The following is a 23,922-nucleotide window of genomic DNA, read 5'->3' as shown; positions in this document are numbered from 1 at the left end:
GGTGTCGTCCCTCACCATTTTCGAAGCGCTGGGACAAGCCCGCCGGAACATTGCCGATATCGACGCGCGGATGCTGTTGCAGTACGTGCTCGACGTAAATCATGCTTACCTTCTTGCTCATCCCGAGCAGAAACTGACCGCTGAGCAGGCGCAGGCGTTTTACCTGCTGACAGGCCGGCGCACCCTTGGTGAACCGGTTGCTTATCTGACGGGGAGGCGCGAGTTCTACAGTCTCGAGTTCAACGTCACGCCTGCGGTACTCGTTCCCCGACCCGAAACCGAATTATTGATCGATCTCGCGCTGGCGCGGATTCCTCCGCAGCGTCCCTGCAGGATACTTGATCTGGGGACGGGCAGCGGCGCTATCGCGCTGACCCTGGCCACACATCGACCGCTGGCAAAGGTTACCGCAGTCGATGTTTCAGCCGCCGCGGTCGCCGTTGCCAACGCCAACGCCGCCCGCTTCAGCCTGAATAATGTGCGTGTTATCGAGGCAGACTGGTTTGAGGGAGTGGCTGGCGAAAGCTTCGATCTGATCGTCTCCAACCCGCCTTATATAGCGGGGGACGATCCTCATCTGGCCCAGGGCGATCTGCGCTTCGAGCCCCAGATCGCGCTCGTGGCCCCAAGCGAAGGCCTTGGCTGTATCCGGTTGATCATTGATTCCGCTCCCGCTCATCTGGCGCCCGAGGGGTCACTGCTGCTGGAACACGGTTACGATCAGGCGGAAGCTTGCAGATGCCTCCTGAGGGAAGCGGGTTTCAGGGAGGTGTTCTCCCAGCCCGATCTCGCTGGAATAATGCGGGTAAGTGGTGGATGGTTTAGGAGTTTCCCGGGAGAAGCTGCTAAAATGCGATATTAATACGATATATCGAAGAATTGCCTCCTCCTGGAGGGCTTTCCCCCGATAATCCGAACCAACGTTTTTTGAGGAGTCAGATATGGATACGCAGGAAATCATCAAGCAACAAGTGACCACGCATCCCGTGGTGCTCTACATGAAAGGTTCGCCGGCAGCCCCGCAGTGCGGTTTTTCGGCCCATGCGGTAAAAATCCTCAATGCTTGCGGCGTGGATGATCTTTTCGCAGTGGATGTGCTCGCCGAACCGGAATTCCGCCAAGGCATCAAGGATTACTCAAACTGGCCTACCATCCCGCAGCTCTATGTCAATGGAGAGTTTATCGGCGGCTCGGACATTGTTTCCGAAATGTACCAGAGCGGTGAGCTGCAAAAGCTGCTGGAAAGTGCCGAAGCAAAGTAAATCCCGGTAATTGATCGATTGATTGGTATCGGCGGGGGGAATGCTGTCCGATGACCTCCCCTGAGTCCATCAACGAAGCTTGGAGCTCAGGAAGCGGGGCTGAAGCGACCATAGATCGTTCATAGATTGCCTACAGGCTGATCGCAGCCGCGATGACCCAGTATCGGGCAAACTTTCCCACGGCCATGAACAGCATGGTCGATATCCAGTTAATTCGAAGCCATCCCGCTGCCACGCATAGCACATCCCCGATGATAGGCACCCAGGCGAGCAGCAGGACCGGGCTGCCATATTTGCGCACCCAGATCAAACCCCGCGTGCTCCCCCCCAATCTTTTAAGCAGAGACTTCTCATCGGGCAGCAAGAGGCCTATCGCATAGGAACTCATGCCTCCCATGGTGTTGCCAATTGAAGCAAGTCCCAGAGCAGACCAATAAAGCTCGGGGTAGGCTGTCAGCACGCCAAATAGTACTGCTTCCGAGCCGCCCGGAAGTAACGTGGCAGCAAGAAAGCTGCTGGTGAACAGCGCCAGCAGACTCGATTGCTCATCCATGGCAACCCTGCTTGAGAAAATAAAGCCGCGTTTCAGCTAAGAAAAGCGTTGAATAAATCTTCAGCCCGATAAAGGCTTGCAAAGTGAAGGCGCGTAGCCTGAGTGAAAGGCGCGGAATCCTTATTACGACTCCTGCACCTGATAGCTCATCAGGATTGTACCAGCAACGCGCCTTGGCGCGCCATTCGGAAGCCCAACCGGGGATAACCGGCAAAATGCATCGATTCCTCGATGACATCCGGATCCAAGGATTTCTCAAAACATCTCGTCATCTCGAGGTTAGCGCAAGGTGTTGCAAGCGGGGAGGCCAAGTCTGACAATCCTGGCACAGTTCAACATAAGACGCGTATGCTCCGGGGAAACATTGAGAGCAATGATGGATCAAAAAGTAGCTTTTGCGGGTCTGGCGATAGTCGTGGCTCAGTTATCCACCAATCTGGGAGCGGCTTTGGGAAAGAGCCTCTTTCCGCTGGTTGGACCCGAGGGGGTTGCGGCGCTCAGGACGGGCATTTCGGCTTTGGTCCTGCTGGCGATATCACGGCCCTGGGGGATTGCCTTCACGAAGCGGCAAACCACCTTTCTTGCACTCTACGGGCTTGCCTTGGGAGGTATGAACCTCCTTATCTACTTGGCAATCGAGCGCCTCCCCATCGGAGTAGCCATCGCGATCGAGATTAGCGGCCCCCTTTCGGTTGTCCTGCTGACGTCGCGTTCGATCCGGGATTTCTTCTGGTTCGCGCTTGCTGTGATGAGCTTGTTAATGCTGATGCCCTGGCCCGGCAGTCAGGCCCGACTGGATCCCTTCGGGATCGCTTTTGCCTTCGGCGCGGCCGGGTGCTGGGCGCTTTACATCCTGTTTGGAAAACGGGCATCCGAACTGGGAAGCAAGACGGCGGTGGCCCTCGGGACGTCGATTGCCTGCACCGTAACGCTGCCTTTCGGGATAGTGATGGCGGGAGAGAAACTCCTTGTTAGCCCGGTACTATGGCTCGGCCTTGTGGTGGCATTGTTGTCGAGCGCAATTCCCTACATGCTGGAAATGAAGGCTTTGGAGAGACTAAGCAGTCGCATGTTCGGGGTCATCATCAGCAGCGCGCCTGCCATCGGCGCACTCGCTGGCTATCTCATTTTAGGAGAACAACTGACCCTGGTTCAGTGGCTGGCCGTGGCAACAATGATCTCGGCGAGTGTCGGCTGCACTCTCACCGCAGCACCGGCGGTCACTCGCCCTATCGGGAAGGCCCTGATCTAGCAGGAGTCCTGCCAGTCGCACTTGTTCGTGAAGATCAAATAGGCTGACGGGAATAAATACAGGTTATTACATGTAGCTCCTTGAATTAACCACATCAGTTTTGCTGATCAGCTTTTCTTAATCGCTCATATTCACTTTACTTTCGATTCCTTCTGAAGTATCGGGGCGCCACGCATTATTCAGGAATTTCCAGGAGCCACAGCCACGGAGCCGACACCTTGATCAAGCCATCATGCCCCATGCTGAGTAGGGGTATCACGCTCTTTCCGACGCCAAAAGACGGTAAAAATCGACGGATTCCAGTACGAGAAAGTGAACCGAATTTGACTTACGCGCGTTATTTGTAGATGATATGCAAACCGATTACTCCGGAAATTCTCTGAATTACCATCTCTGCTTTAGAGGAAAACCATGACAAGCCACTCATCTTTCAAGCAAAAAGTTGATTCTATCATTGATGCGAAGCACTTGTTGAAGCATCCTTTTTATCAGGCCTGGACGGCAGGCAAGCTCACCAAGGAGCAGCTGCGCGGTTATGCCGAACAATATTTTCACAACGTGCTGGCCGAACCGACTTATCTGAGCGCTGTACATTTCAACACACCGCATTTTCATAGCGAAGACAATAGCGGCGACATCAGTGTGCGCCAGGAAGTGCTCAACAACCTCATCAGCGAAGAGCATGGCGACAAGAACCATCCGGCCTTGTGGAAGAATTTCGCCCTTGCCTTGGGGTCGAGCGATAAGGATCTCGCACGCGCCTCGGCCCTGCCCGGAACCGCACGGCTGGTTTCCACCTTCCGCGACATCTGCCTGAACCAGCCGTTCTATGCAGGTCTTGCCGCGTTGCATGCCTTTGAATCGCAGGTGCCGTCCATCGCTTCGGTAAAAATTGATGGACTGGAGAAATATTATGGAATGAGCGATCCCTCAAGCTACGAGTTCTTCAGTGTTCATGAGGAAGCGGATGTATATCATTCCCAGGCTGAATGGATGCTGATCGAGCGGTTTGCCGACACCCCGGAGAAGCAGGCCGAGGTGCTCGCCGCGACCATGCGCGCATGCGAGGCGTTGTGGGGGTTCCTGGACGGTGTTTATGAGAAGTATTGCGCCGATCTCGCCTGCGAAGAAGAGGAGCCGGTCACGCTGCACTGAGGAAATTTCAGGGAAACTTCTGTCTGGCAGGCCCTTCGTCATTCGGGGCCTGCCAGTTTACCGGTCACTCCGAGGCAGTTTGTACTTGCCTGCCTATCCCGCCTCCTTCTCTTTATACCTCTTCTTCACTTCTTCTCTCCACTGTTTCTCCTGTCTGCTACCTGTTGGGCGCTTATTGCTCCGCCGACTTCAGGGGAATGATTCCATCCAGCGTTGCGAAGCACGTATTCCTTGCAGTAACCAGAAAATCGCGCAGATAGGGCCGGGTGGCGGTTTCCGCCAGCGTTGATACGTACAAGTCACTCCACAGTCCTTGCGGACCAATGCGTCGCGCGATTACATAATCGTGCTCGACATAGTTTTTAAGTCCCCAGCTGGGCAGCGCGGCAATACCCCGTCGGCTGGCGACCAGTTGCAGGATCGCCACGGTAAGCTCGGCTGTGCGCCGCTCGGGTTGAACGCCTGCCGGTTTCAGCACGTTGCGAATAAGATCGATACGCTCTTCCGGCACGGGATAGGTGATCAGCGTCTCGCCGGCGAAGTCGCGTGCATGCAGGATTTTCTTCGCGCGTAACGGGTGTTCCGGCGCCAGCACCGCAAGAATTTCGAAGCGGAAGAGCGGGTGGTGAACGATGCTGCGTCGCTCAGTCTGCTCCGATCCGATCACTACATCTGCCCCGCCTTCCTCCAGAAGCTGAAGGGGATCGCTGTGAAATCCCGAAACCAGATCGAGTTCGACCTCCGGCCAGTTCTGGCGGAATGCGTCCATCAGCGGCATCAGCCAGTCGAAGCAGGTGTGGCACTCCAGTACGATGCGCAAGCTACCTGAGGCATGCTCCGACATTTTGGCAAGATTTCGTTCAGTCGCCTGTATTTCCTCGAGTACCTTGCGCGCCAACGTGACCAGATGCTGTCCCGCTTCAGTCAGTTCGATGCTTTGCCCCTGGCGGCGCAATATCGGCAAGCCGTAATGGTTCTGCAACGCTTTGATTTGGTGCGACAATGCCGATTGGGTCAGGTGCACGCGTTTTGCCGCCCGCGAGACGCTGCCTGTTTCATCCAAGGCTGCGAGAGTGCGGAGGTGCCGAAGTTCAAGCAGGGAAGTCATCGTCACATAGAAATTTATGAATTTTATTCATTAATATTTTACAACATTTCATTTGATTCATAACCAAGTCTGCCACAAAATCGTCAGTCACTCCACAGAGCTGCAATTGAAGTGGGACCAAACGATAGAGGAGAATGACCAATGGCACTGACACATAACCTGGGATTTCCGCGTATTGGCGCGCAACGGGAACTGAAGCGCGCGCTTGAGGCATACTGGCGCGGCGATATCGGTGATGAGCAACTCAAAACCACGGCAGCGGAATTGAGGAAGCGGCACTGGCTTTTGCAGCGCGAGCAGGGTATTGATCTCATTCCCGCAGGCGATTTCGCCCTTTATGACCAGATGCTGAACATGACCGCACTGCTGAGTGCAATACCTGCACGCTTCGGAGCAGACAAGGGTAAAACAGAGCTGGACTTGTACTTCGCCATGGCGCGTGGCACTGTCGATCAGCCTGCGATGGAGATGACCAAATGGTTCGACACCAACTATCACTATATCGTCCCGGAATTCGATGCCCACACCTGCTTTCGTATAGGTTCCGAGCAGCTCTTCAGGGAGGTTGCCGAAGTGCAGGCGCTCGGCATCAAGCCTAAAGCCGTCTTGATCGGGCCGTTGACCTACCTGTATCTTGGAAAAGAGGTCACCCGGCAGAATGAGCAGGAATTCAGCCGCCTGGATTTGTTACCCCAACTGTTACCGGTATATCGCGATATTCTCGTCCGGCTTGCGTCGCTAGGCGTGGAATGGGTACAGATCGACGAACCTGTGCTGGCCCTCGACCTGGACGAGGACTGGCTGCGGGGTTTGGATCAGGCTTATGCCGGTTTGCGGGAACCGGCGGATGGACAGGCCCACGGCCCCTCGGCACTTGCCCGGCTCCCTAAAATTCTTTTAGCGACTTATTTCGATGGCGTGAACAATCATGCCGAGCGATTGAAGAAGCTACCCGTGGAAGGCCTCCATATCGATTTGTGCCGGGCGCCTGGTCAACTCGGTATTTTTCTGGAGGGCTACCCGGCCGGAAGAGTGCTGTCCCTGGGCATTATCGATGGGCGTAACATCTGGCGGGCAGACCTTGCTCCCACCTTGGCGGTTTTGTCGCATGCCCAGGCCCTCCTCGGGGAAAGACTGTGGATTGCGCCGAGTTGCTCGCTTCTGCATTGTCCGGTGGATCTGGAACTGGAAAGCAGTCTGGAGCCTGAAATAAGGAACTGGCTGGCTTTCTCGGTGCAGAAATTAAAAGAAGTCTCCATCCTGGGGCAAGGGCTGAATCAGGGGGAACATTCTATACGCCAGCAATTGGATGCTTCCACCGCAGCGAGGCAGGCTCGGCGGGAGTCATCGCGCATCCACAACCCGGTGGTGCAGGACCGTCTGAATCGCCTGACTGAACAGGATGGCCGGCGCAAGAGTCCGTTCAAGGTCAGGCAGAAACTGCAACGGGAGCGGCTACAGCTTCCGCTTTTGCCTACTACAACCATCGGGTCATTTCCTCAGACAGCGGAGATCCGCAAAGCGCGCGCGGCTTTCAGGAAAGGAGAGCTCGGCAATTTGCAATATCTTGAAGCGATGCGGGACGAGATACGAGTGGCGATCAGAAAGCAGGAAGAAATCGGGCTCGATGTACTGGTGCATGGCGAGGCCGAGCGCAACGATATGGTCGAGTATTTTGGCGAACAGCTATGGGGTTATGTCTTCACGGAGAATGGATGGGTGCAAAGCTACGGCTCGCGCTGCGTGAAACCGCCGATTCTCTACGGGGATATTTACCGTCCCGAGCCCATGACGGCTGACTGGATTCGATATGCGCAAAGCCAGACGGGAAAGCCGGTCAAGGGGATGCTGACCGGTCCCGTTACAATGTTGATGTGGTCGTTCGTGCGTGATGACCAGCCGCGCTCCGTCACCGCGCTGCAGCTCGCCCTTGCCATTCGGGACGAGGTTGTGGATCTGGAAGAGGCGGGCATTGCGATTATCCAGATCGACGAGCCCGCTTTCCGCGAGGGCCTGCCCTTGAAAAAGCGAGATTGGAATGCATACCTGGAATGGGCGGTGCATGCCTTCCGTGTCGCCAGCTCGGGCGTAAGGGATGACAGCCAGATACACACCCATATGTGCTACTCGGAATTCAATGACATCCTTCCCGCCATTGCCGATATGGATGCAGATGTAATCACGATCGAAACGTCACGTTCACGCATGGAGCTGCTGGACGGATTCGGCCATTTCAAATATCCCAACGAGATCGGGCCGGGCGTCTATGACATCCACTCCCCGCGGATTCCCCGTTCGCGGGAGATGCTGGAGTTGCTGGAGAAAGCCTGCGGGGTGATCGACCCTGACCAATTATGGGTCAACCCGGATTGCGGGCTGAAGACGCGGGGATGGGGGGAAGTCATGACTGCCTTGAAGCAAATGGTGGAAGCCGCACACCTGTTACGGGCCCGTCTCGGGTATCGGGAAGACGAGTCGCAGCTTGAGGCACCTGAATCCGATAAGGAACCCGCTCGAGTCAGCGCGGGATAATCCGGTCTCCGGCAGAAGGTTTTCCGGGGGCTTTTCCGGGTGTCTCCGGTTGCGGGGATGTGTGCAGCACCTTTATCAGGTTTGCTTCGAGCTGGATCACTGACCGGGAGTTGCTCAAAATGCTTCCTGTAACCAGGAAAGTATCCTCGGCACGTTCGCCCAATGTGTTTATCCTGGCGCTGTGGACGTTCAACCCAAACCGCACAAGCACTTGCGCAATGCGCGAGAGCAATCCGGACTGGTCGCCTGCCGTGATGGACAGCACATAATAGGCGCCGCTGTCGTCCGGCTCGATGCTGACTTGCGGCGTGATCGGAAAATGCCTGAGGTGGCGGCTCAGGCGCCCTTTCACGGGGGTCGCCATTAAAGCCTGCTGCTCCAATTGCTGTGTCAGCTCCTGCTCGATGAACTGAAACTCCCGCGGATCATGGTTTGCAACATTGAAGGGGTCCAGCACCAGAAAACTGTCGAGCGCATATCCCTCGCGGGTCGTGTGGATTTTTGCCTGGACGATATTGTAGTCGATACCGTCGAAAAAACTGCAGATGCGGGCAAACAGGTCCTTCTGGTCGGCCGTATAAACCAGTACCTCTACCCCTGCCCCGGTTTCGGCGGCGCGTGTTTTGACTATCGGTGCCGGTGATTTCATCCTCTGGCTCAGATGCTGCGTGTGCCAGGCAATTTCCCGGGGATCGTGCATCATCAGATAGCTGGAATCGAGCCCGGACCAGAACCGCTCATAGGCGCGCATTGCTGCATCATCCGGATGCAGCAGTTGCAGCACCTTGTTTTTGCGGTTTTCCAGAGAAATGTCAGTGAGCGCCGTTTCGCCGCAAAGATACTGTCGGGTGCGGTGGAACAGATCTTCAAGCAGCTTGCCTTTCCATGCGTTCCATACCTTGGGACTGGTCCCCCGGATATCCGAAACCGTGAGCAGGTAAAGCGCGATGAGATGCCGCTCATCCCGCATGCTTGCGGCGAAATCCGCAATGACCTCGGCATCCGCTATATCTTTTTTTTGTGCCGTGGCGGACATGTGCAAATGATTTTCCACCAGCCAGACGACCAGTTCGGTATCTTCTGCAGGCATTCGGTGCCGTTCACAGAAGCGCCTCGCGTCGACCTTGCCGAGCAAGGAATGATCCCCTTGCCGACCTTTGGCAATGTCGTGGAACAGTCCGGCAAGATAGAGTAACTCAGGCCGTTCGAATTCATTGATGAGTCTGCTGCAGAGCGGATATTCATAGGCGAATTCGGGTGCCATGAAGCGACGCAGGTTTCGCACGACCATCAGGATGTGCTCATCCACCGTATATACATGGAAGAGATCATGTTGCATCTGGCCGATAATCCGGCCGAAAGCAGGAATGTAGCGCCCGAGAATGCCGTAGCGGTTCATCAACCGGAGCTCGCGTGTCAGTCCGCGAGGTTGACGCAGTATTTCCATGAACATGGCGCAATGACGAGGCTCGCGGCGAAATGAAGCCGTAATGAGCGGCGCCGAACGCCACATCGCTCTCAGAGTGGCGAAGCTGCGGCCTTTAAGGTCCGGGTTCTGTTGCAGGAGCAGAACGCTTTCCAGTATCGCGCCGGGATCCCGCTCAAAAATATCCTCTTCGCATATCTCCAGCAGATCGCCGCGCTTCTGAAACCGCTCATTGATGATCGTCGTCACTGCCTCCTCATCCGGAAAAATTTCCGCATGCAGGGTAAGCAGCAAAATGGTATTGACCTGGGTCACCGATCTCGCGGCGCGGTAGTATCGTTGCATCAGCATTTCTCCGGGACGGCGCGGGGGCTTCGCAGCGATGCCAAGTTCTTCGGCCAGGGGATTCTGGTAATCGAATAACAGGCGGTCTTCGCGCCTGCCACCGAGGTAGTGCAGCCGGATGCGGAGGTCTTGCAGCACAGTCTGCTGACGCTGGATGAGCCTGGCCTCGCGGCGGATGATGAAGCCTTTTTTCGCCAGTTCCGACCAGGTCTTTCCGAATCCGGCAGCACGGCTGATCCACAACACGTTCTGCAGATCGCGCAGGCCGCCGGGGCTCTCCTTTATGTTCGGCTCGAGCTTGTAGGGCGCGTCCTGATATCGCTTATGACGCTGCTGCTGTTCGAGCTGCTTGTCGACGAAGAATTTCCGGGGTGCAAGCATGGTTTCCATTACCTGCAGGAACCGATCGAACAGATCGGAGTTGCCTCCAAGGAGGCGGGCCTCCAGCAGGCTGGTCTGCACGGTAATGTCGTTGGCTGCCTCTTCGCCACATTCCTTGACCGTGCGCACACTATGGCCGATATCCAGGCCGATATCCCACAGCAATCCTACCCAGTGCTCCAGGCGAGTCCCGAGCTCATTATCCATCGCCTCGGCAGCATCCCCTTTATCCGGTAGCAATACCACTAGATCGATATCGGAATAGGGAAAAAGCTGTCTTCGGCCGTATCCGCCCACGGCCAGCAGGGCGGTGGACCCGGGCATGTTCATTTCATGCCATACCTGGCGGAGAATACCGTCTACCAGGCGACTGTGATCCCGCAGCAGGGCTGCGCCGTTTCTGTTTTGGTGGTAGCGGCGCTGCAACGACTCGCGACCGCTCAGGAGCTTCTGCCTGACCGCTTCGTGGCTGAAAGGTTTTGCATTCAGCCCCTTCATTGTCGTCAGGAATGGAGGGTGGGCTGCGGCGGAGTGCCACCCGACTGTGTCAACACTTCGTATCCTGTTTCCGTGACGAGCACGGTATGTTCCCATTGCGCCGACAGACTATGATCCTTTGTGACAATGGTCCAGCCATCGGCCAGCTGGCGAATCTGCGGCTTGCCGGCGTTGATCATCGGCTCGACCGTGAAGATCATTCCGGCTTTGAGTTCGAGCCCTGTCCCGGCGCGACCGTAATGAAGCACCTGGGGTTCTTCATGGAATTTTGCTCCGATTCCATGACCGCAGAATTCCCGCACTACACTGTATCCATGGCCTTCCGCATACTGCTGAATGGCGTGGCCGATATCCCCCAACCGTTTTCCGGGCTTGATGATTTCAATACCATGCCACATTGCTTCATAGGTTACCTTGCACAGGCGCTTGGCCTGGATGCCGGGTTCGCCGATGAGATACATCCGGCTGGTATCACCGTGATATCCGTCTTTGATGACGGTTACATCGATATTGACGATATCCCCGGATTTGAGTCTCTTATGCCCCGGTATACCATGACAAACCTGATGGTTGACCGAGGTGCAGATCGATTTCGGGTAAGGCGAATAACCCGGAGGGGCATAATTGAGCGGTGCAGGAACGGTATCCTGCACATTCACCATGTAATCGTGACACAGCTTGTCAAGCTCGTCGGTCGTCACTCCCGGCTTGACGAACGGCGCGATGTAATCCAGCACTTCCGATGCAAGTCTGCCCGCTACCCGCATTTTCTCTATTTCATCAGGGGATTTGAGATGCACCGTCATACAGATTTCAGAGCCATGAGCCGATAAATTTGAATGAAAAGCTTATATGATGAGGATGGAAATATCTTATTGCAAGACTTGCTTGCCCGCAGCAAGGTCAGAAAAACCGCGGTGGAAGAATACTTCCCTGAAAATCACACATCCATGAGCATGACAGGGAGGAGAAGCAGGCGGAGAGGGAAAGGAGCATTCTGCATTCAAGGTTTTCCGGGTTCTTTATTGTGCTGCCGAGTTCGCCTTGCCATGCGTTTCTGCCCTTGGCTCGCAAGTGGTCCTGGTGATACGGCTATTCGGAAATTCCGCCTTTAATTTTTCCAGTTGCCCCTCCAGGTCCGCCGGGGAGTTCTCCGCGACAAACTTGACCTGCTCGACATTCCTTGCCCCGATAATGGCGGATACGACCCGTTTAGTCCTCAGGGTTGCCAGAAAGGCGCGGGCGTCCTCGATTTTTTCAAAAAATCCCAGTGAAATCGCATTGTTCCACTTGCTGTCGCCTTCCACGATCTGGTAAGTAGTAATATCGCGCCGCTTGAGCTCTCCTATCTTGCGTTCGGCGTGTTGCTTGTTCATGAGCGGGGGAATGTGCACCCAGTAATAGGGCGCCATGCCCATGGTGCGCGATTTCAATTTGCCCTCGAGATTATGCCGGGAAATGGCTGCTTCTACATGGGCGACATCCGGTTGGGGAAAGGCTTCCCATTCCAGACAAACAGATGGAGGTGGCGGAGCGGCCGCCGATGAAGGTCCGGTTTTCGTCTGAAGCTCCGCTGACAGGGAGGCTCTGCTGCTTTCGTCCGGTTCAAGCTGGATATATAGCGCGAAAGCGAGGTTGATAAACAACAATAGAAAAAATAATGCTTTCATTACGGATAAGGTTATTGTTGTTATATTGTTGTTATACGGCCTTTGCCTTAAAATGCGCAGTCAAATCAAAATACCAATTACTTTCTTCGGAGTCTCAGGAATGCAAGGCATCAAGCTAATTTCGATGATTACCGCATCGGCTGTATTGGCCCTGTCCAGCCATGTTTTTGCGGAAACGCCTCCCCAGCCTGTCAAAACGGCAGGAGATGCGGCTAAAGGCCAGCAAATCGCCTCCCAGGTTTGCGCCGCCTGTCATGGTGCGGATGGCAACAGTATGATTCCTGCAAATCCCAATCTGGCGGGGCAGCATGCCGAGTATATCATCAAGCAGCTCAATAATTTCAAGTCGCAGGACGGCAAGCCGGCAGAGCGCGATAGCGCGGTGATGTCAGCGATGGTTGCGCCGCTTTCCGACGAGGATGCAAGGAATCTCGCAGCTTACTACGCTCAGCAGAAGCCCAAGCCCGGGGTGGCCAACAACAAGGAACTCGCCGAGCTGGGGGAAAAAATATATCGCGGCGGAAATCTTGAAACCAATGTTCCCGCCTGCTCCAGTTGCCATTCCCCTAACGGCGCCGGCATTCCTCCCGTTTATCCCCAGCTCGCCGGGCAGCATGCAGAGTATTCTGCTACGCAGCTGCGTGCATTCCGGACCGAGCAGCGGGCAAACGATGCGAACAAGGTTATGCACGTGATCGCAACGCGGATGAGCGAAAAAGAAATGGAGGCGGTATCCGAGTTTATTTCGGGTCTGCGCAAGTAATAAAAAAAGTCGGGGATTCCGAAGTTATCGCGGAATTATCGCAGAGGGCGCTGCCGGTAAAATCGGGATGACCGGGATGGCTATAGGGCCCGGATACGGTCAGCGGAAGCAGTCCGTTCGCGCGATCTGTAGCTCGGCAGGGCCACGGAAAGGGAGCCGGGGTGGAACGAGGTCCAGTTCCAGCAGTCAGGCCTGACCCATTCGCAGCGCAGTATCTTTAGAGGAAGATACTGCCTCGCTATCAGCAGCAACTGCCCGCTGTTTTTATTCCCGCGCAAAGATTTTTTCAGCGGTGGCTAGTGTTTTGCTGATTTCAGCATCCCCGTGTGCCGCGGAAACAAATCCGGCTTCAAATGCTGATGGGGCGAAATAAATACCCTCCTCGAGCATGGCGTGGAAAAAACCATTGAAAGCCTCGCGGTCACAGCTCATCACCTCCGCGTAACTTTTCGGCGCGCTCTCCCGGAAATAGAGTCCGAACATGCCCCCTACAGCCTCCGCACAAAAAACCACACCCTGTTTTGCTGCGGCCGCGGCAAGACCTTCCGTAAGTTTGCGGGTACGCGCCGCGAGTTTGTCGTAGAACCCCGGTACCTGCACCAGCTTCAATGTAGCGAGGCCGGCAGCGACCGCAACCGGATTTCCCGAAAGCGTACCCGCTTGATAGACGGCTCCTACTGGTGCAAGGCATTGCATGATTTCTCGCCGGCCTCCAAACGCAGCCATTGGCATACCGCCGCCAATCACTTTGCCCAGTGTGGTGAGATCGGGTTTTATTCCGTAAAGCCCCTGGGCACACTCCAGTCCGACGCGAAAGCCTGTCATCACTTCATCGAAGATCAACACGCTGCCGTGGCGCGTGCACAATTCGCGCAAACCCGCCAGGAAGCCGGGCTGAGGCGCGATAAGATTCATGTTGCCCGCAACAGGCTCGACAATGACTGCCGCGATTTCGGCACCGAACTGGTTGAAAGCCTGTTCAACACCGGCGAGATCATTGTAATCGAGCACCACCGTGCTCGAAGCCGTTTCAACAGGGACGCCGGCAGAACTCGGATGGCCGAAAGTCAGAGCGCCAGAGCCTGCCTTCACCAGCAAGGCGTCGTCGTGGCCGTGATAACAGCCTTCAAACTTGATGATGCGATTCCGAGCGGTATAACCGCGCGCCAGCCGGATGGCGCTCATGGTCGCTTCGGTTCCGGAGCTTACCAGCCTGACTTGCTCGATTGACGGCACCAGTCGGCACAGCAGTTCCGCTATTTCCAGTTCCGCCTCGGTGGGCGCTCCAAAAGTCAAGCCGTTTTTTGCTGCCGCATAGACCGCATCAACCACTTCAGGATGGGCATGCCCGAGAATCAGAGGGCCCCAGGAACCGACATAATCTATGTAGGACTTGTCATCCGCATCCCAGGCATAGGCACCCTCACCTTTTCTGAAGAAAACCGGCGTGCCGCCTACCGATTTGAAGGCGCGAACCGGCGAGTTGACACCACCGGGAATGAATTTTTGCGACTGTTCGAACAATTGCTGGTTGCGTGACATTATTGACTGGTCCTTGACAATGAGGGGTGAAACGACTGACGCTTGAATAATCCGGAGAACTTGGCGGCCTCGGAACGGATATCTCGTGCGCCAAACAGGGCGTTGCTGACTGCTACAGCATCCGCGCCGGCGCTGATCAACTCCAGGGCATTATCGCTATTGATGCCGCCTATGGCGACAATGGGAATCCTGATCTCAAGATTTCCCTGCCGTAGCAGATCGATGGAAGCGGGCACGGTATCGGTCTTTGTTACGGAATTGAAAAAAGCCCCGAAAGCGACGTAATCCGCCCCATTGCACTCGGCTTCGATGGCAGATTCGAGTTCGTTGTAGCAGGAAATTCCGATGATCTTTTCATGACCCAGTTTAAGCCGGGCTTGAGAAATGGGTGCATCTTCCCGTCCCAGATGCACTCCATCCGCCCCGACCTCCAGAGCAAGATCGATATGATCGTTGATGAGGAGGGGAACGTCAAACCGGCGGCAGAGATGGGCGAGGGAGCGCGCCTGTTCCCGGTGCAGTTCCTCATTCAGCGTTTTGCTGCGGTATTGAACCAGTCGCGCACCTCCGGCAAGCGCCCTCCATGTCATCGCGACCAGATGCGATGTATCGCCTGTATCTGGTGTGATCGCATATAGACCGGTTATTTCTCGACGCGGAGCAGCGCTACATCGCTTGATTTCGTTCCTCGACACCGTTCTCATCACGCGCCCAGAATAGCCTGTCTGGCAGATGTTGCCCCATTCCAGGCCTGAACCCGGCTTTCAGCGATTGCCAGGTGTATTCCTGCGCTTCATATACACCCTCTGCAATAGGCAATCCATTGGCAAGCGTGGCGGCGATAGCAGAGGCGAGTGTGCACCCCGATCCATGATACGAGCCCGTCAGGCGATTCCATGCATCCGTGCGCACGATGCCGGTAGTTCCGTATAGCGTGTTCACCACTTGCGAAGTATTTTCATGGGTTCCGGTAACGAATACATATTCACATCCCAGGCGCAGCAATCGGCCTGCGCACTGGTGCAAATCCGGCATATCGGACTCATCCTCATAATCCTGCGCCAATCGCCGCGCTTCGAGGCTGTTGGGCGTGATGATGGTTGCCTGCGGCAGCAGCAATTCCCGCATGGCAGCCACCATTTCCTCATTGGCGAGTTCATCGCCCCGGCCCGAGGCAAGCACAGGGTCCAGCACGACTGGAATGTTGGGATAATCCGAAACCACTTCGGCGATCGCCGCAATAATTTCCACACTGCCCAGCAAACCCATTTTGAACACATGCACGGGCATGTCCTCAAGAACCGCGCGTGCCTGATCCGTCACCCATTCTGCATCCAGGGCCATTACATCATCTACTCCCGCCGTATCCTGCACCGTCACGGCGGTGATGACCGAAAGGGGGTGACATCCCATGCTGGCCAGAGTGAGAATATCAGCCTGGATACCGGCGCCCCCGGTAGAGTCGCTGGCAGCAAAAGAAAGTACGATGGGGGGTGGCTGAGACATGAACTAATACCGTAAAATGATATTTTAACCTAAATACCCCTACTCATCATGACTACCACCGAAACGACCGAAGTGCGTGTCTACCGTTGCTATATGTGCCTGATTTGCGGCTATGTATATGACGAGGCCGAAGGCTCTCCGCAGGAAGGTATTCCGCCCGGAACAAGGTGGGAGGATGTACCGATGAACTGGACATGTCCGGAATGTTCAGCGCGTAAGGAGGATTTTGAGATGGTGGAAATCTGAATGCGCATACTTCATGCCATGCTGCGCGTGGGCGATCTGGAAAAGTCGATTGCCTTTTATACGGACGTGCTGGGAATGAAAGTGCTGCGCCGGAAAGATTATCCCGAGGGCCGGTTTACCCTCGCATTTGTCGGTTATCAGGATGAGGCGGAGGGAACGGTATTGGAACTCACCCACAACTGGGATACCGGCAAATACGACCTGGGAACTGGTTACGGACATATTGCGATCGAAGTCGATAACGCCTATCAGGCGTGTGAGGAAGTGAAGAAACGGGGCGGCAAGGTTACACGCGAGGCAGGCCCGATGAAACACGGTGTTACCGTGATTGCGTTCGTGGAAGATCCTGACGGCTACAAGATCGAGTTCATCCAGAAAAAAACCGCGTAAAGCGGACAGGGGGATACAGCGCGAATGATATTCCTCTGCATCTCCTCGCCTGGCGGGCCACTGACTGCCAAAGCTTGCCGCCAAAGTCTATTCAAACCCGGAGGAGTCGGAGCATCATCTCGTGATACCCGGCGCTCTTTTGCTATGGAAGTCTTGATGGATAATCCGCAGGATACCAGGCGCCGATAACCTTTCGACCTTGTTTCCTTGATCAAGTTAAGGATGGATTTCAAGGAGCAGGTCACTCCAACCATATGGATGAGCCAGATAACTCTACCAAGGAAGCCGTTAAGTCAAATAATATTTCTGCTCGACTGCTGATTTCTGTTACGCGACGTCTTTTCATCGCACTGGTTATTCTTTATGGCCTCTCATTGACCGCTGCTGCTCTATTGAGGGAGTCCATCTATATAGTGCCGCTGCTCGTATTCGCCAGTGGCGTGATTGGCGGCTTTGTCGGTCTTCAACGCCGTCTGAAGGATCTGACTTTGTTGGATCTGGAGTTGATAGCGGAGTCCTGGGTTTACACTGCTCTTTCTCCCCTGGTTGGGGGTGTGTTGGCCTTTTTGCTTTTTATACTTTTTCTTTCCGGCTTGCTATCCGGCGATCTGTTTCCCGTTTTTCTGCCTGATAGCAATTCATCCTCCGAAAGTTTCCTGTCGATCTTCGAGCAACATGGAGAAGGACACAAAGAATATGCAAAGCTGATATTCTGGTCTTTTATGGCGGGCTTTTCCGAGCATTTTGTTACAGACGTGATCAGCAGATTTGAAGGAGCAGCAGTGAAAAGCTTGCCCTTAGCGGGGCAAGAAGAGTCAAGGCGAATTCAACGCTGAGACAACCGTGCAGATAACATCGTCTGCTCGCATCGCACACGCCTCAATAAAATCAACGTTCGTTATCCTGACGATCCTGCCAGTTGAGATAGAGGACAGCTATCGTAATGATGGCCAGAGGCAGGAGTACGTACAGACCGAGCGCAAAACCTGCTCCATCTCCATGATGAGGGGGCGGACTGCTGATGATCTTGTAGCCATGTGCTGTTCCAACCAGGAGAGCGAGAACCAGACCCCCCATGCGGCGGTTTACGATCAGTTTCCGGCCCGACAGTTCGTTCAACATGTGGGCGGCGTAATAGCCAAGGAAATAGATGACGGTATAAAAAACCAAGGCGCCCATAACAGTTCGGATATCACTGATTTTCTTCCGGAACAATATTACCATCCGCCTCAGGGTTCCGGACAGTTCCCGACCTGGCGGCGGAGGGGGCAGAAACTATAAACGGACCGTTGGGGCTGATGTGGTTGAAAAGCCCTCAGTCAACGCTTGATCCCGTTTTCTCCGAATGTCCGCCAGATATCGAGGTTGATATCGGACCGTAGCGCAGGCAGATTCTTCTCCGCTTCTTCCACCCATGCGACGAGTTCCAGAACGATCCCGCCATCGACGAATTCCTTGAGATACACTGCGGGAGCAGGCTCGGCCAATATCTGCTGGCGCCTCTTTGCCGCTTCCGACATGATTTTCATCGCGGCTTCGATCGGACTGTCGTAGCTGATACGCATCGGAAAGACAAGGCGCAATCGGCGATCGGAGAAGGGATGGTTGATGACAGCCGAAGTAATGAAAACGTCATTGGGAATGAGGATATTGGTACCTTCTTCGCTCTTGAGCACCACATACCGCGTGGTGAGCGAGGTCACCTCGCCTTTGCGGTTATCCACCGTGATTATATCGCCGAGATGGAGGGAATGGTCCAGGAGAATGATAAACCCGCTGATGTAGTTACTCGCGATCTTTTGCAATCCCAGTCCGAGCCCGACGCCGAGTGCACCTCCAAACACGGACAGAAACGTGATATCCACGCCGACCATGGGCAACGCAACCAACACTCCGATAATGATCAGAATGGTGCGGCTGATCTTCGACAAGATGACACGCTGATTGATATTCAGCGCTCTCGCCATCATGATGCGGGTTTCAACCGAACTTGCAAGCGAGGCGGCCACGAGCATGCTGACGGTGAACGCGATGAAACCCTGGGCGATCAGCAATATCGAAATACGCTGCTTGCCGACATGCAGTGAAATGTCGTCGAGAAGGGCCAGAATTTCGGGCAAAAGCCCTGTGATATAAAGCGCGAATCCTATCCACACCGTCCAGCCGATGAATCGTTCCCACGGGCGGAGCCACTCCTGGCGGCGAAATACCTTGCGCAGCATGTAGACCGCGGCACGGATCAGGACGAGCGCGAACAGAATCGGGATAATGATATTGAGCAGGTGCGTCGGGTACCAATAGTCCAGCGCTCCCTTGCCGACGACAGTAAAGACCAGCGCAAAAAATGGAAACAGGAGCCGGCTCAGGCTGCGTGCGCTGATGGTTAACTTCCCGCCGGCATTGACACGCGCCGGAGCGCGCCGGATGAACTGCCTTTGCAGCAACCACGCCATTCCCATGGCCGCAGTCAACACAGCAAGCTGCCACAGGACGGGGACTTGCTGCGCATGAGCAAGCAGTTTGTTCAGCAGGCTCTGGAATTCAATGTTGAAGTGCATCCGTTGAAACAGAAGAGGGGCAGTGGCGGAAATGGATGGGCAAATGGATAAATGGATGGGCGTGCCAGATTCTAGCACGCGTAAACTACTTTCCCCTCATGCCGCATTTCGGCTCAGGGAAGCACAGGCTCACACGCCTTGAATCAGCGGTAAGGCCGCGCATGACTGAAATGATCCAGCCAGTTTTCCCGGTAAAGGTCCACGAGCGCGGAATTCCCACGCATCACGAGCACGTTTTCCGCATTCTTGTGCTGTGCCGCATGGGTGAAATTGAAACTGCCGGTAATCAGCGTAGCCTGGGTGCTGCCTGCATCGATCAGCATCACCTTGTTGTGGGCACTGCTGTGATTCGAGTCCATGAATACCAGCACACCTTGTGACGCCATTCTCGCAATCAGACTGGTCGGAATTTTTTCGGTCTGCTCCCTGTCCGCAATGACTTTTACATCCACTCCGCGATGCCTGGCTGCGATTAAAGCATCGGCAATTCTGCGATGGGTAAAACTGAAAGCCTGGACCAGAACCTGGGTACGGGCGCCATCGATGGCATCCGCGATCAGTTTCCCCGCATCCTGCCCCGGCGTGAAAGCAACCTGCACAGTACCGGAAGCGGACAGGACTGGAGGTGGCTTGCGATAGGAAGGGGGTTCAAACGCTGCGGCAGAGGTTGTCAGGAGTACAGCAAGACAGACAGCCATATACTGCTTCACGGAGAGACTACGGCCTGGTGACATCATGTTTGAGCCTTCCCTGATTCCAGTGCGGCGGCAAAAAAACCATCCGTTCCGTGCAGCCTGGGCAGGAGTTGCATAAACACACCGGTGTCGAGCGGGATTTTTTGCTGGCGCAATAACTCGGCGCAATTCAACAGGGTGAAGCGGGGGTTATTCGCAATAAAATTCTCAACGATTTCCTGGTTTTCTTCCGGTAAAAAGCTGCAAGTGGCATAAACAAGCCTGCCACCCGGTTTAAGCAAGTTGGCCGCAGATGACAGGATAGCGGTTTGCTTGCACTTGAGTTCCTCGATGCTTTGCGGCGACTGGCGCCATTTCAGATCCGGGTTTCGTCGCAGGGTTCCAAGCCCGCTGCAAGGTGCATCCACCAATACCCGATCGATTTTTCCCGCCAGCCGTTTCACCTTTATGTCGTTTTCATTGGCGATGAGCTGAGGATGGAGGTTCGATAAGCCGGAACGCTTGAGGCGGGGCTTGAGATTGTTCAGCCGCTTTTCCGAATTATCGAAAGCATAGATGCGTCCCTGCGAACACATCAGCGCCCCCAGCATCAGCGACTTTCCTCCCGCTCCCGCGCAGAAATCCACTACCATGTCCCGGCGCCTGGGGGCAAGCAGATAACCCAGCAGCTGGCTGCTTTCATCCTGGACTTCGATCTTGCCGCTCATGAACGCTTCATGCCGGTTGATCGCCGGCTTTCCGGTAAGGCGGATACCGAGGGGCGAGTAGGGCGTCGGCATGCCTTCGATTCCATCTTTTCTCAACAGCTCGATAACTTCCTCGCGCGTCGCAAGCTGCGTATTGACACGCAGATCAAGGGGTGCGGGTGCTTGCAGCGAGCGGCCCAGGTCAAGAATGGCTCCATCGTCCATGAATTCCCGCAGTTTTTCCAACAGCCACTCCGGAAATTCTGCCTGGACGCCGAGGGGCTGCGATTCCAGCGACACTGCTTTCATTTCCGCAAGCCGTTTTGCTTCTGTTTCACTCACCAGGGGCGTCAGCTCGCGCAAGTTCATTCCCGAGAATTTCGCCAGATACGCCAGCAGGAGCGAACGAGGTGTGGCAATTTCCACCACGCGCTCCAGAAAAAAACGGTGGCGCAGAATACCGAATACGATTTCAGCGATGAACGCGCGATCGTGCACGCCGAGTTTCCGATTGTCCTGGAAAAAATGCCGCAACAAAGAATCAGCCGGACGTTGCAGTGGAAGTACAGTGCGCAGTGCAGCGGTTGCCATGTCGAGATGAGCAGGGGTAAGACGCATTGTCATGAATTATCGATACTGCTCGGCAGAAGCGGACGCAAAGCACGCCTTAGCAGGACAGGCAGGCGCAAAGGGAGGATTCGGGCAGACGGCACTCGCTGCCCGGCACAACCACTCTGACGTCCCAGTGATTTTACAGGTTTGCCGCAGCCGAGCCTATTGCAGGCGGCCCTGTTTTAGGCCGTTCATCGGCCCTCCATAACTTATTTTTGTCACCATCTGATCCGTCACGATGCCGATTTTTTCGGTAGCCACGACGCGCACCGGCAGCATATGGTGATCGACAGCAAGCCAGATTTTTTTATCCCGATCCCCTTCTTTTTCCAGTTGCTTCGTCAGCACGATCGTTTCCAGTTTGCCCATGGGAGTATCGAGGGTTTCCTTGCTCACAGCATAGCGTACCGACTCGAGGTGCTTCCCATCGGTTTCGTGCAGGTTTACCACCTTGCCGGAGACAGGAGTAAACATGAAGCTGTAGAGCAGGCTAAGCTTGTCCTGAGCATCGGCAGGCAGCGCTTTTTGCTCTTCCCCGCGTTTATGCTGAAGCGTGATCAGTTTCTTGCTCCAGTCGAAAATCGCCACTTTCGGCACCTTGTTTCCGTGCTGATCCGAAAACCGCTCCGGCCGCAGCGTCCCCTGGGTGGTGATGATGCCTTCACTGTCCCGCACCAGGGTGTCCGGTTGTGTCAGGGCTAGCAGGCCCTTGGCCTTGCCCTCGCTGGATAGGCTGTAGCGGCGCTCGCCGTTTTCCTGAGTGATTTTCAGCGTGTCATTCATGTCCGCTTCGAGGCTCCCAGACGTGACCGAATAGCTGATATCGACGCGCGACGGCACTTCTGTGCCGCAGGCAGCGCAAGCGGAAAAAGCGGGAAAAGCAAAAAAAACTGAGCCCGACAACAGAGCTAGAAATAAAAATTTCATTTGGATAGTCCGGGTGAATATAGAACAGAATTGTCGAAATCGGCATCGCTCACCTCAACACTGTTATCAGAGAGCTTCAACCGGTCTTTCATAAACCAGCGCACGGCTTCAGGATAAATGCGATGTTCCTGTCGCAGCACGCGCGCGGCCAGTGTTTCCTCAGTATCGTCCGGCATGACCTGAACAGCCGCCTGGATAATGATCGGACCTCGATCCGTTTCGGCGGTGACAAAATGCACTGTGCATCCATGCACCTTCACGCCTTCCTTCAATGCCTGCCGGTGAGGGTGCAGGCCGGGAAAAGCGGGCAGCAGCGAAGGATGAATGTTTATCAGCCTGCCTTTATATCGGCTGACAAAATTGTCCCCGAGCAGGCGCATGAAACCGGCCAGGGCGACGAGATCGGGGGCGTAGGCATCGATCGCCTCGGCAAGTTTCTGGTCAAACGCTTCGCGATCCGGGTATGACCGTGGGTCCAGCACAATGGTTTCATAACCGCGGCTGCGCGCGGTTTCGAGCCCTGGCGCTTCTGGCTTGTTGCTGATGACCGCGGCTATCCGGGCAGGGAGATTTGCTTCCATAAGAGCTTGCATATTGCTGCCGCGGCCGGAGATAAGGATCACGAGTGACTTCATGGATCAGCAGGGGATTCACGTTGCATGTGTGTAGTGCTCCACACTGCTCACTCGAGGATCGTCCGGGGTTCGTCCGCGCGCTGCTCGCGAATGGTGCCAATGCGCCATGCGATTTCTCCCTTTGATTGAAGCAATTGCGCGGCGGCATCGATATACTCCGGCGCCACGACGACGGCCATGCCAATGCCACAATTGAAAACGCGGTGCATTTCATTATCGGCCACATTGCCTTCCCGCTGCAGCCAGGCAAAAAGCGGAGGCATCTCCCAGGTTTCTTTCTTCAATACTGCCGTAACGCCTTCAGGCAGGATGCGCGGAATATTTTCCAGCAGGCCACCGCCCGTGATATGCGCCATGCCTTTAACCGGTACCTGCCTCATGAGCTCGAGCAGAGGCTTCACGTAAATCCGGGTAGGCGCCATGATTACATCTATTAACGCCCTGCCATGAAAATCGGCGGACAAATCCACATTATTTTTCTCGATGATCTTGCGGATCAGGGAATAGCCATTTGAATGGGCGCCGCTGGAAGCAAGTCCCAGTACTGCGTCGCCTGCCTTGATGGTTGTGCCCGTGATGATGCGATCCTTCTCGACCGCGCCGACAGCGAAACCGGCAAGATCATACTCGCCTTCCGGATACATCCCCGGCATCTCAGCGGTTTCTCCGCCTATCAAGGCGCATCCGGCTTGCTCGCATCCGGCTGCAATGCCCTTCACTACCAGGGTGGCAGTGTCCACGTCCAGCTTCCCACACGCGAAATAGTCCAGAAAAAACAGCGGCTCTGCCCCCTGCACCAGAATATCGTTCACACTCATTGCAACCAGGTCGATGCCGACCGTGTCGTGCCTGCCGGATTCGAACGCGAGCTTCAGTTTGGTACCTACCCCATCCGTACCTGCTACCAGTACCGGATTGTTGAATTTCCGGGAAATTTCGAAAAGTGCGCCAAAGCCGCCGATACCGGCCAGCACTTCGGGCCGCAGAGTGCGTTTTGCGTAGGGCCTTATGTTTTCCACCAGACGTTCGCCGGCGTCTATATCGACGCCGGCGGCGCGGTAAGAGAGAGGAGAGAGGTTTTCTTCGTGGGGTTTGGATGTGGTCAAGTTGAATTCTCGTCCTGTTACAGATAGAGTGGCGTTTGAAGCCGCAATTTTACCGCAAATGGCGCCAAGGAACC

The 23,922-nt window shown here is 55.2% G+C and carries 24 protein-coding genes; 9 read left to right on the top strand and 15 right to left on the bottom strand.

Features of this window, described 5'->3' with window-relative positions:
* The first annotated feature begins 1 nt into the window (after position 1).
* Both prmC and grxD read left to right on the top strand, forming a co-directional pair.
* Entirely contained in the window at positions 2-862 is an 861-nt protein-coding gene (gene prmC / locus NMUL_RS13750) for a peptide chain release factor N(5)-glutamine methyltransferase (protein ID WP_011381924.1), read from the top strand.
* A gap of 79 nt (positions 863-941) precedes the next feature.
* Positions 942-1,262 carry a Grx4 family monothiol glutaredoxin gene (gene grxD / locus NMUL_RS13745; protein ID WP_011381923.1) on the top strand — a complete coding sequence of 107 codons (321 nt, stop codon included), beginning with the start codon at positions 942-944 and terminating at the stop codon, positions 1,260-1,262.
* 130 nt (positions 1,263-1,392) lie between these two features.
* Here grxD and NMUL_RS13740 read toward each other — a convergent pair whose 3' ends face one another.
* Positions 1,393-1,815, bottom strand: a complete 423-nt coding sequence (locus NMUL_RS13740; RefSeq protein WP_011381922.1) for a YqaA family protein — start codon at positions 1,813-1,815, stop codon at positions 1,393-1,395.
* Positions 1,816-2,188: 373 nt separating this feature from the next.
* Between NMUL_RS13740 and NMUL_RS13735 the strand changes: the two genes are divergently transcribed.
* Positions 2,189-3,067, top strand: coding sequence for an EamA family transporter (locus tag NMUL_RS13735; protein ID WP_202944827.1), 879 nt, complete (start codon positions 2,189-2,191; stop codon positions 3,065-3,067).
* Between the two features lie 411 nt (positions 3,068-3,478).
* Positions 3,479-4,222 carry a 4-aminobenzoate synthase gene (locus tag NMUL_RS13730; RefSeq protein ID WP_011381920.1) on the top strand — a complete coding sequence of 248 codons (744 nt, stop codon included), beginning with the start codon at positions 3,479-3,481 and terminating at the stop codon, positions 4,220-4,222.
* Between the two features lie 172 nt (positions 4,223-4,394).
* Here the strand turns inward: NMUL_RS13730 and NMUL_RS13725 are convergent, their stop codons facing one another.
* Positions 4,395-5,330 (bottom strand): LysR family transcriptional regulator, encoded by a 936-nt coding sequence (locus NMUL_RS13725; RefSeq protein ID WP_011381919.1) that lies wholly within the window; start codon positions 5,328-5,330, stop codon positions 4,395-4,397.
* Between the two features lie 141 nt (positions 5,331-5,471).
* Here NMUL_RS13725 and metE point away from each other — a divergent pair, with 141 nt between their 5' ends.
* Positions 5,472-7,862, top strand: coding sequence for a 5-methyltetrahydropteroyltriglutamate--homocysteine S-methyltransferase (gene metE / locus NMUL_RS13720; protein ID WP_011381918.1), 2,391 nt, complete (start codon positions 5,472-5,474; stop codon positions 7,860-7,862).
* Here metE and NMUL_RS13715 read toward each other — a convergent pair.
* The 3 genes from NMUL_RS13715 to NMUL_RS13705 form a co-directional block, all read right to left on the bottom strand.
* Positions 7,849-10,512 (bottom strand): [protein-PII] uridylyltransferase, encoded by a 2,664-nt coding sequence (locus tag NMUL_RS13715; protein ID WP_011381917.1) that lies wholly within the window; start codon positions 10,510-10,512, stop codon positions 7,849-7,851. The genes metE and NMUL_RS13715 overlap by 14 nt on opposite strands.
* Before the next feature lie 5 nt (positions 10,513-10,517).
* The gene (gene map, locus NMUL_RS13710) at positions 10,518-11,318 is read right to left on the bottom strand and encodes a type I methionyl aminopeptidase (RefSeq protein ID WP_011381916.1); all 801 of its coding nucleotides are present in this window, start codon (positions 11,316-11,318) and stop codon (positions 10,518-10,520) included.
* Between the two features lie 216 nt (positions 11,319-11,534).
* Entirely contained in the window at positions 11,535-12,182 is a 648-nt protein-coding gene (locus NMUL_RS13705; protein WP_011381915.1) for an SPOR domain-containing protein, read from the bottom strand.
* Between the two features lie 100 nt (positions 12,183-12,282).
* On the opposite strand from NMUL_RS13705, the gene NMUL_RS13700 reads away from it, so the two are divergent.
* Complete coding sequence (locus NMUL_RS13700) at positions 12,283-12,945, top strand: c-type cytochrome (protein WP_011381914.1); 663 nt, start codon at positions 12,283-12,285, stop codon at positions 12,943-12,945.
* 264 nt (positions 12,946-13,209) lie between these two features.
* Here the strand turns inward: NMUL_RS13700 and hemL are convergent, their stop codons facing one another.
* The 3 genes from hemL to thiD are packed head-to-tail and all read right to left on the bottom strand — an operon-like array spanning position 13,210 to position 15,993.
* A complete protein-coding gene (hemL, locus tag NMUL_RS13695; RefSeq protein ID WP_041352651.1) occupies positions 13,210-14,490 on the bottom strand; it encodes a glutamate-1-semialdehyde 2,1-aminomutase in 1,281 nt (426 codons plus the stop codon).
* Positions 14,487-15,191 (bottom strand): thiamine phosphate synthase, encoded by a 705-nt coding sequence (gene thiE, locus NMUL_RS13690; protein WP_011381912.1) that lies wholly within the window; start codon positions 15,189-15,191, stop codon positions 14,487-14,489. The genes hemL and thiE overlap by 4 nt, the downstream gene beginning before the upstream one ends.
* On the bottom strand, positions 15,154-15,993 hold the full coding sequence (gene thiD, locus NMUL_RS13685; RefSeq protein ID WP_011381911.1) for a bifunctional hydroxymethylpyrimidine kinase/phosphomethylpyrimidine kinase: 840 nt from the start codon (positions 15,991-15,993) through the stop codon (positions 15,154-15,156). The genes thiE and thiD overlap by 38 nt, the downstream gene beginning before the upstream one ends.
* A 48-nt stretch (positions 15,994-16,041) precedes the next feature.
* On the opposite strand from thiD, the gene NMUL_RS13680 reads away from it, so the two are divergent.
* From NMUL_RS13680 to NMUL_RS13670, 3 genes are all read left to right on the top strand, one after another.
* The gene (locus NMUL_RS13680) at positions 16,042-16,239 is read left to right on the top strand and encodes a rubredoxin (RefSeq protein ID WP_011381910.1); all 198 of its coding nucleotides are present in this window, start codon (positions 16,042-16,044) and stop codon (positions 16,237-16,239) included.
* Positions 16,240-16,629, top strand: a complete 390-nt coding sequence (gloA, locus tag NMUL_RS13675; protein WP_011381909.1) for a lactoylglutathione lyase — start codon at positions 16,240-16,242, stop codon at positions 16,627-16,629. It begins immediately after the preceding gene.
* Positions 16,630-16,883: 254 nt separating this feature from the next.
* Positions 16,884-17,465: a hypothetical protein gene (locus NMUL_RS13670; RefSeq protein WP_011381908.1), complete on the top strand. Its 582-nt coding sequence runs from the start codon at positions 16,884-16,886 to the stop codon at positions 17,463-17,465.
* A 52-nt stretch (positions 17,466-17,517) separates the two neighbouring features.
* On the opposite strand, the gene NMUL_RS13665 is transcribed toward NMUL_RS13670, so the two are convergent.
* The 7 genes from NMUL_RS13665 to purM form a co-directional block, all read right to left on the bottom strand.
* Positions 17,518-17,808, bottom strand: a complete 291-nt coding sequence (locus tag NMUL_RS13665; protein ID WP_041353315.1) for a hypothetical protein — start codon at positions 17,806-17,808, stop codon at positions 17,518-17,520.
* Between the two features lie 140 nt (positions 17,809-17,948).
* Complete coding sequence (locus tag NMUL_RS13660) at positions 17,949-19,265, bottom strand: mechanosensitive ion channel family protein (RefSeq protein ID WP_238529829.1); 1,317 nt, start codon at positions 19,263-19,265, stop codon at positions 17,949-17,951.
* A 65-nt stretch (positions 19,266-19,330) separates the two neighbouring features.
* On the bottom strand, positions 19,331-19,924 hold the full coding sequence (locus NMUL_RS13655) for a phospholipase D family nuclease (protein WP_011381905.1): 594 nt from the start codon (positions 19,922-19,924) through the stop codon (positions 19,331-19,333).
* Positions 19,921-21,186 (bottom strand): RsmB/NOP family class I SAM-dependent RNA methyltransferase, encoded by a 1,266-nt coding sequence (locus NMUL_RS13650; RefSeq protein ID WP_041353314.1) that lies wholly within the window; start codon positions 21,184-21,186, stop codon positions 19,921-19,923. The genes NMUL_RS13655 and NMUL_RS13650 overlap by 4 nt, the downstream gene beginning before the upstream one ends.
* Before the next feature lie 156 nt (positions 21,187-21,342).
* Positions 21,343-22,107 carry a DUF3108 domain-containing protein gene (locus tag NMUL_RS13645; RefSeq protein WP_011381903.1) on the bottom strand — a complete coding sequence of 255 codons (765 nt, stop codon included), beginning with the start codon at positions 22,105-22,107 and terminating at the stop codon, positions 21,343-21,345.
* On the bottom strand, positions 22,104-22,742 hold the full coding sequence (gene purN, locus NMUL_RS13640) for a phosphoribosylglycinamide formyltransferase (RefSeq protein WP_011381902.1): 639 nt from the start codon (positions 22,740-22,742) through the stop codon (positions 22,104-22,106). The genes NMUL_RS13645 and purN overlap by 4 nt, the downstream gene beginning before the upstream one ends.
* Positions 22,743-22,789: 47 nt before the next feature.
* A complete protein-coding gene (gene purM / locus NMUL_RS13635; protein ID WP_041352649.1) occupies positions 22,790-23,848 on the bottom strand; it encodes a phosphoribosylformylglycinamidine cyclo-ligase in 1,059 nt (352 codons plus the stop codon).
* Positions 23,849-23,922 lie beyond the last annotated feature (74 nt).

This window comes from Nitrosospira multiformis ATCC 25196, from assembly GCF_000196355.1.
GTDB classification, from domain to species: Bacteria; Pseudomonadota; Gammaproteobacteria; order Burkholderiales; family Nitrosomonadaceae; genus Nitrosospira; species Nitrosospira multiformis.
This window is presented reverse-complemented; position numbering and strand designations above follow the sequence as displayed.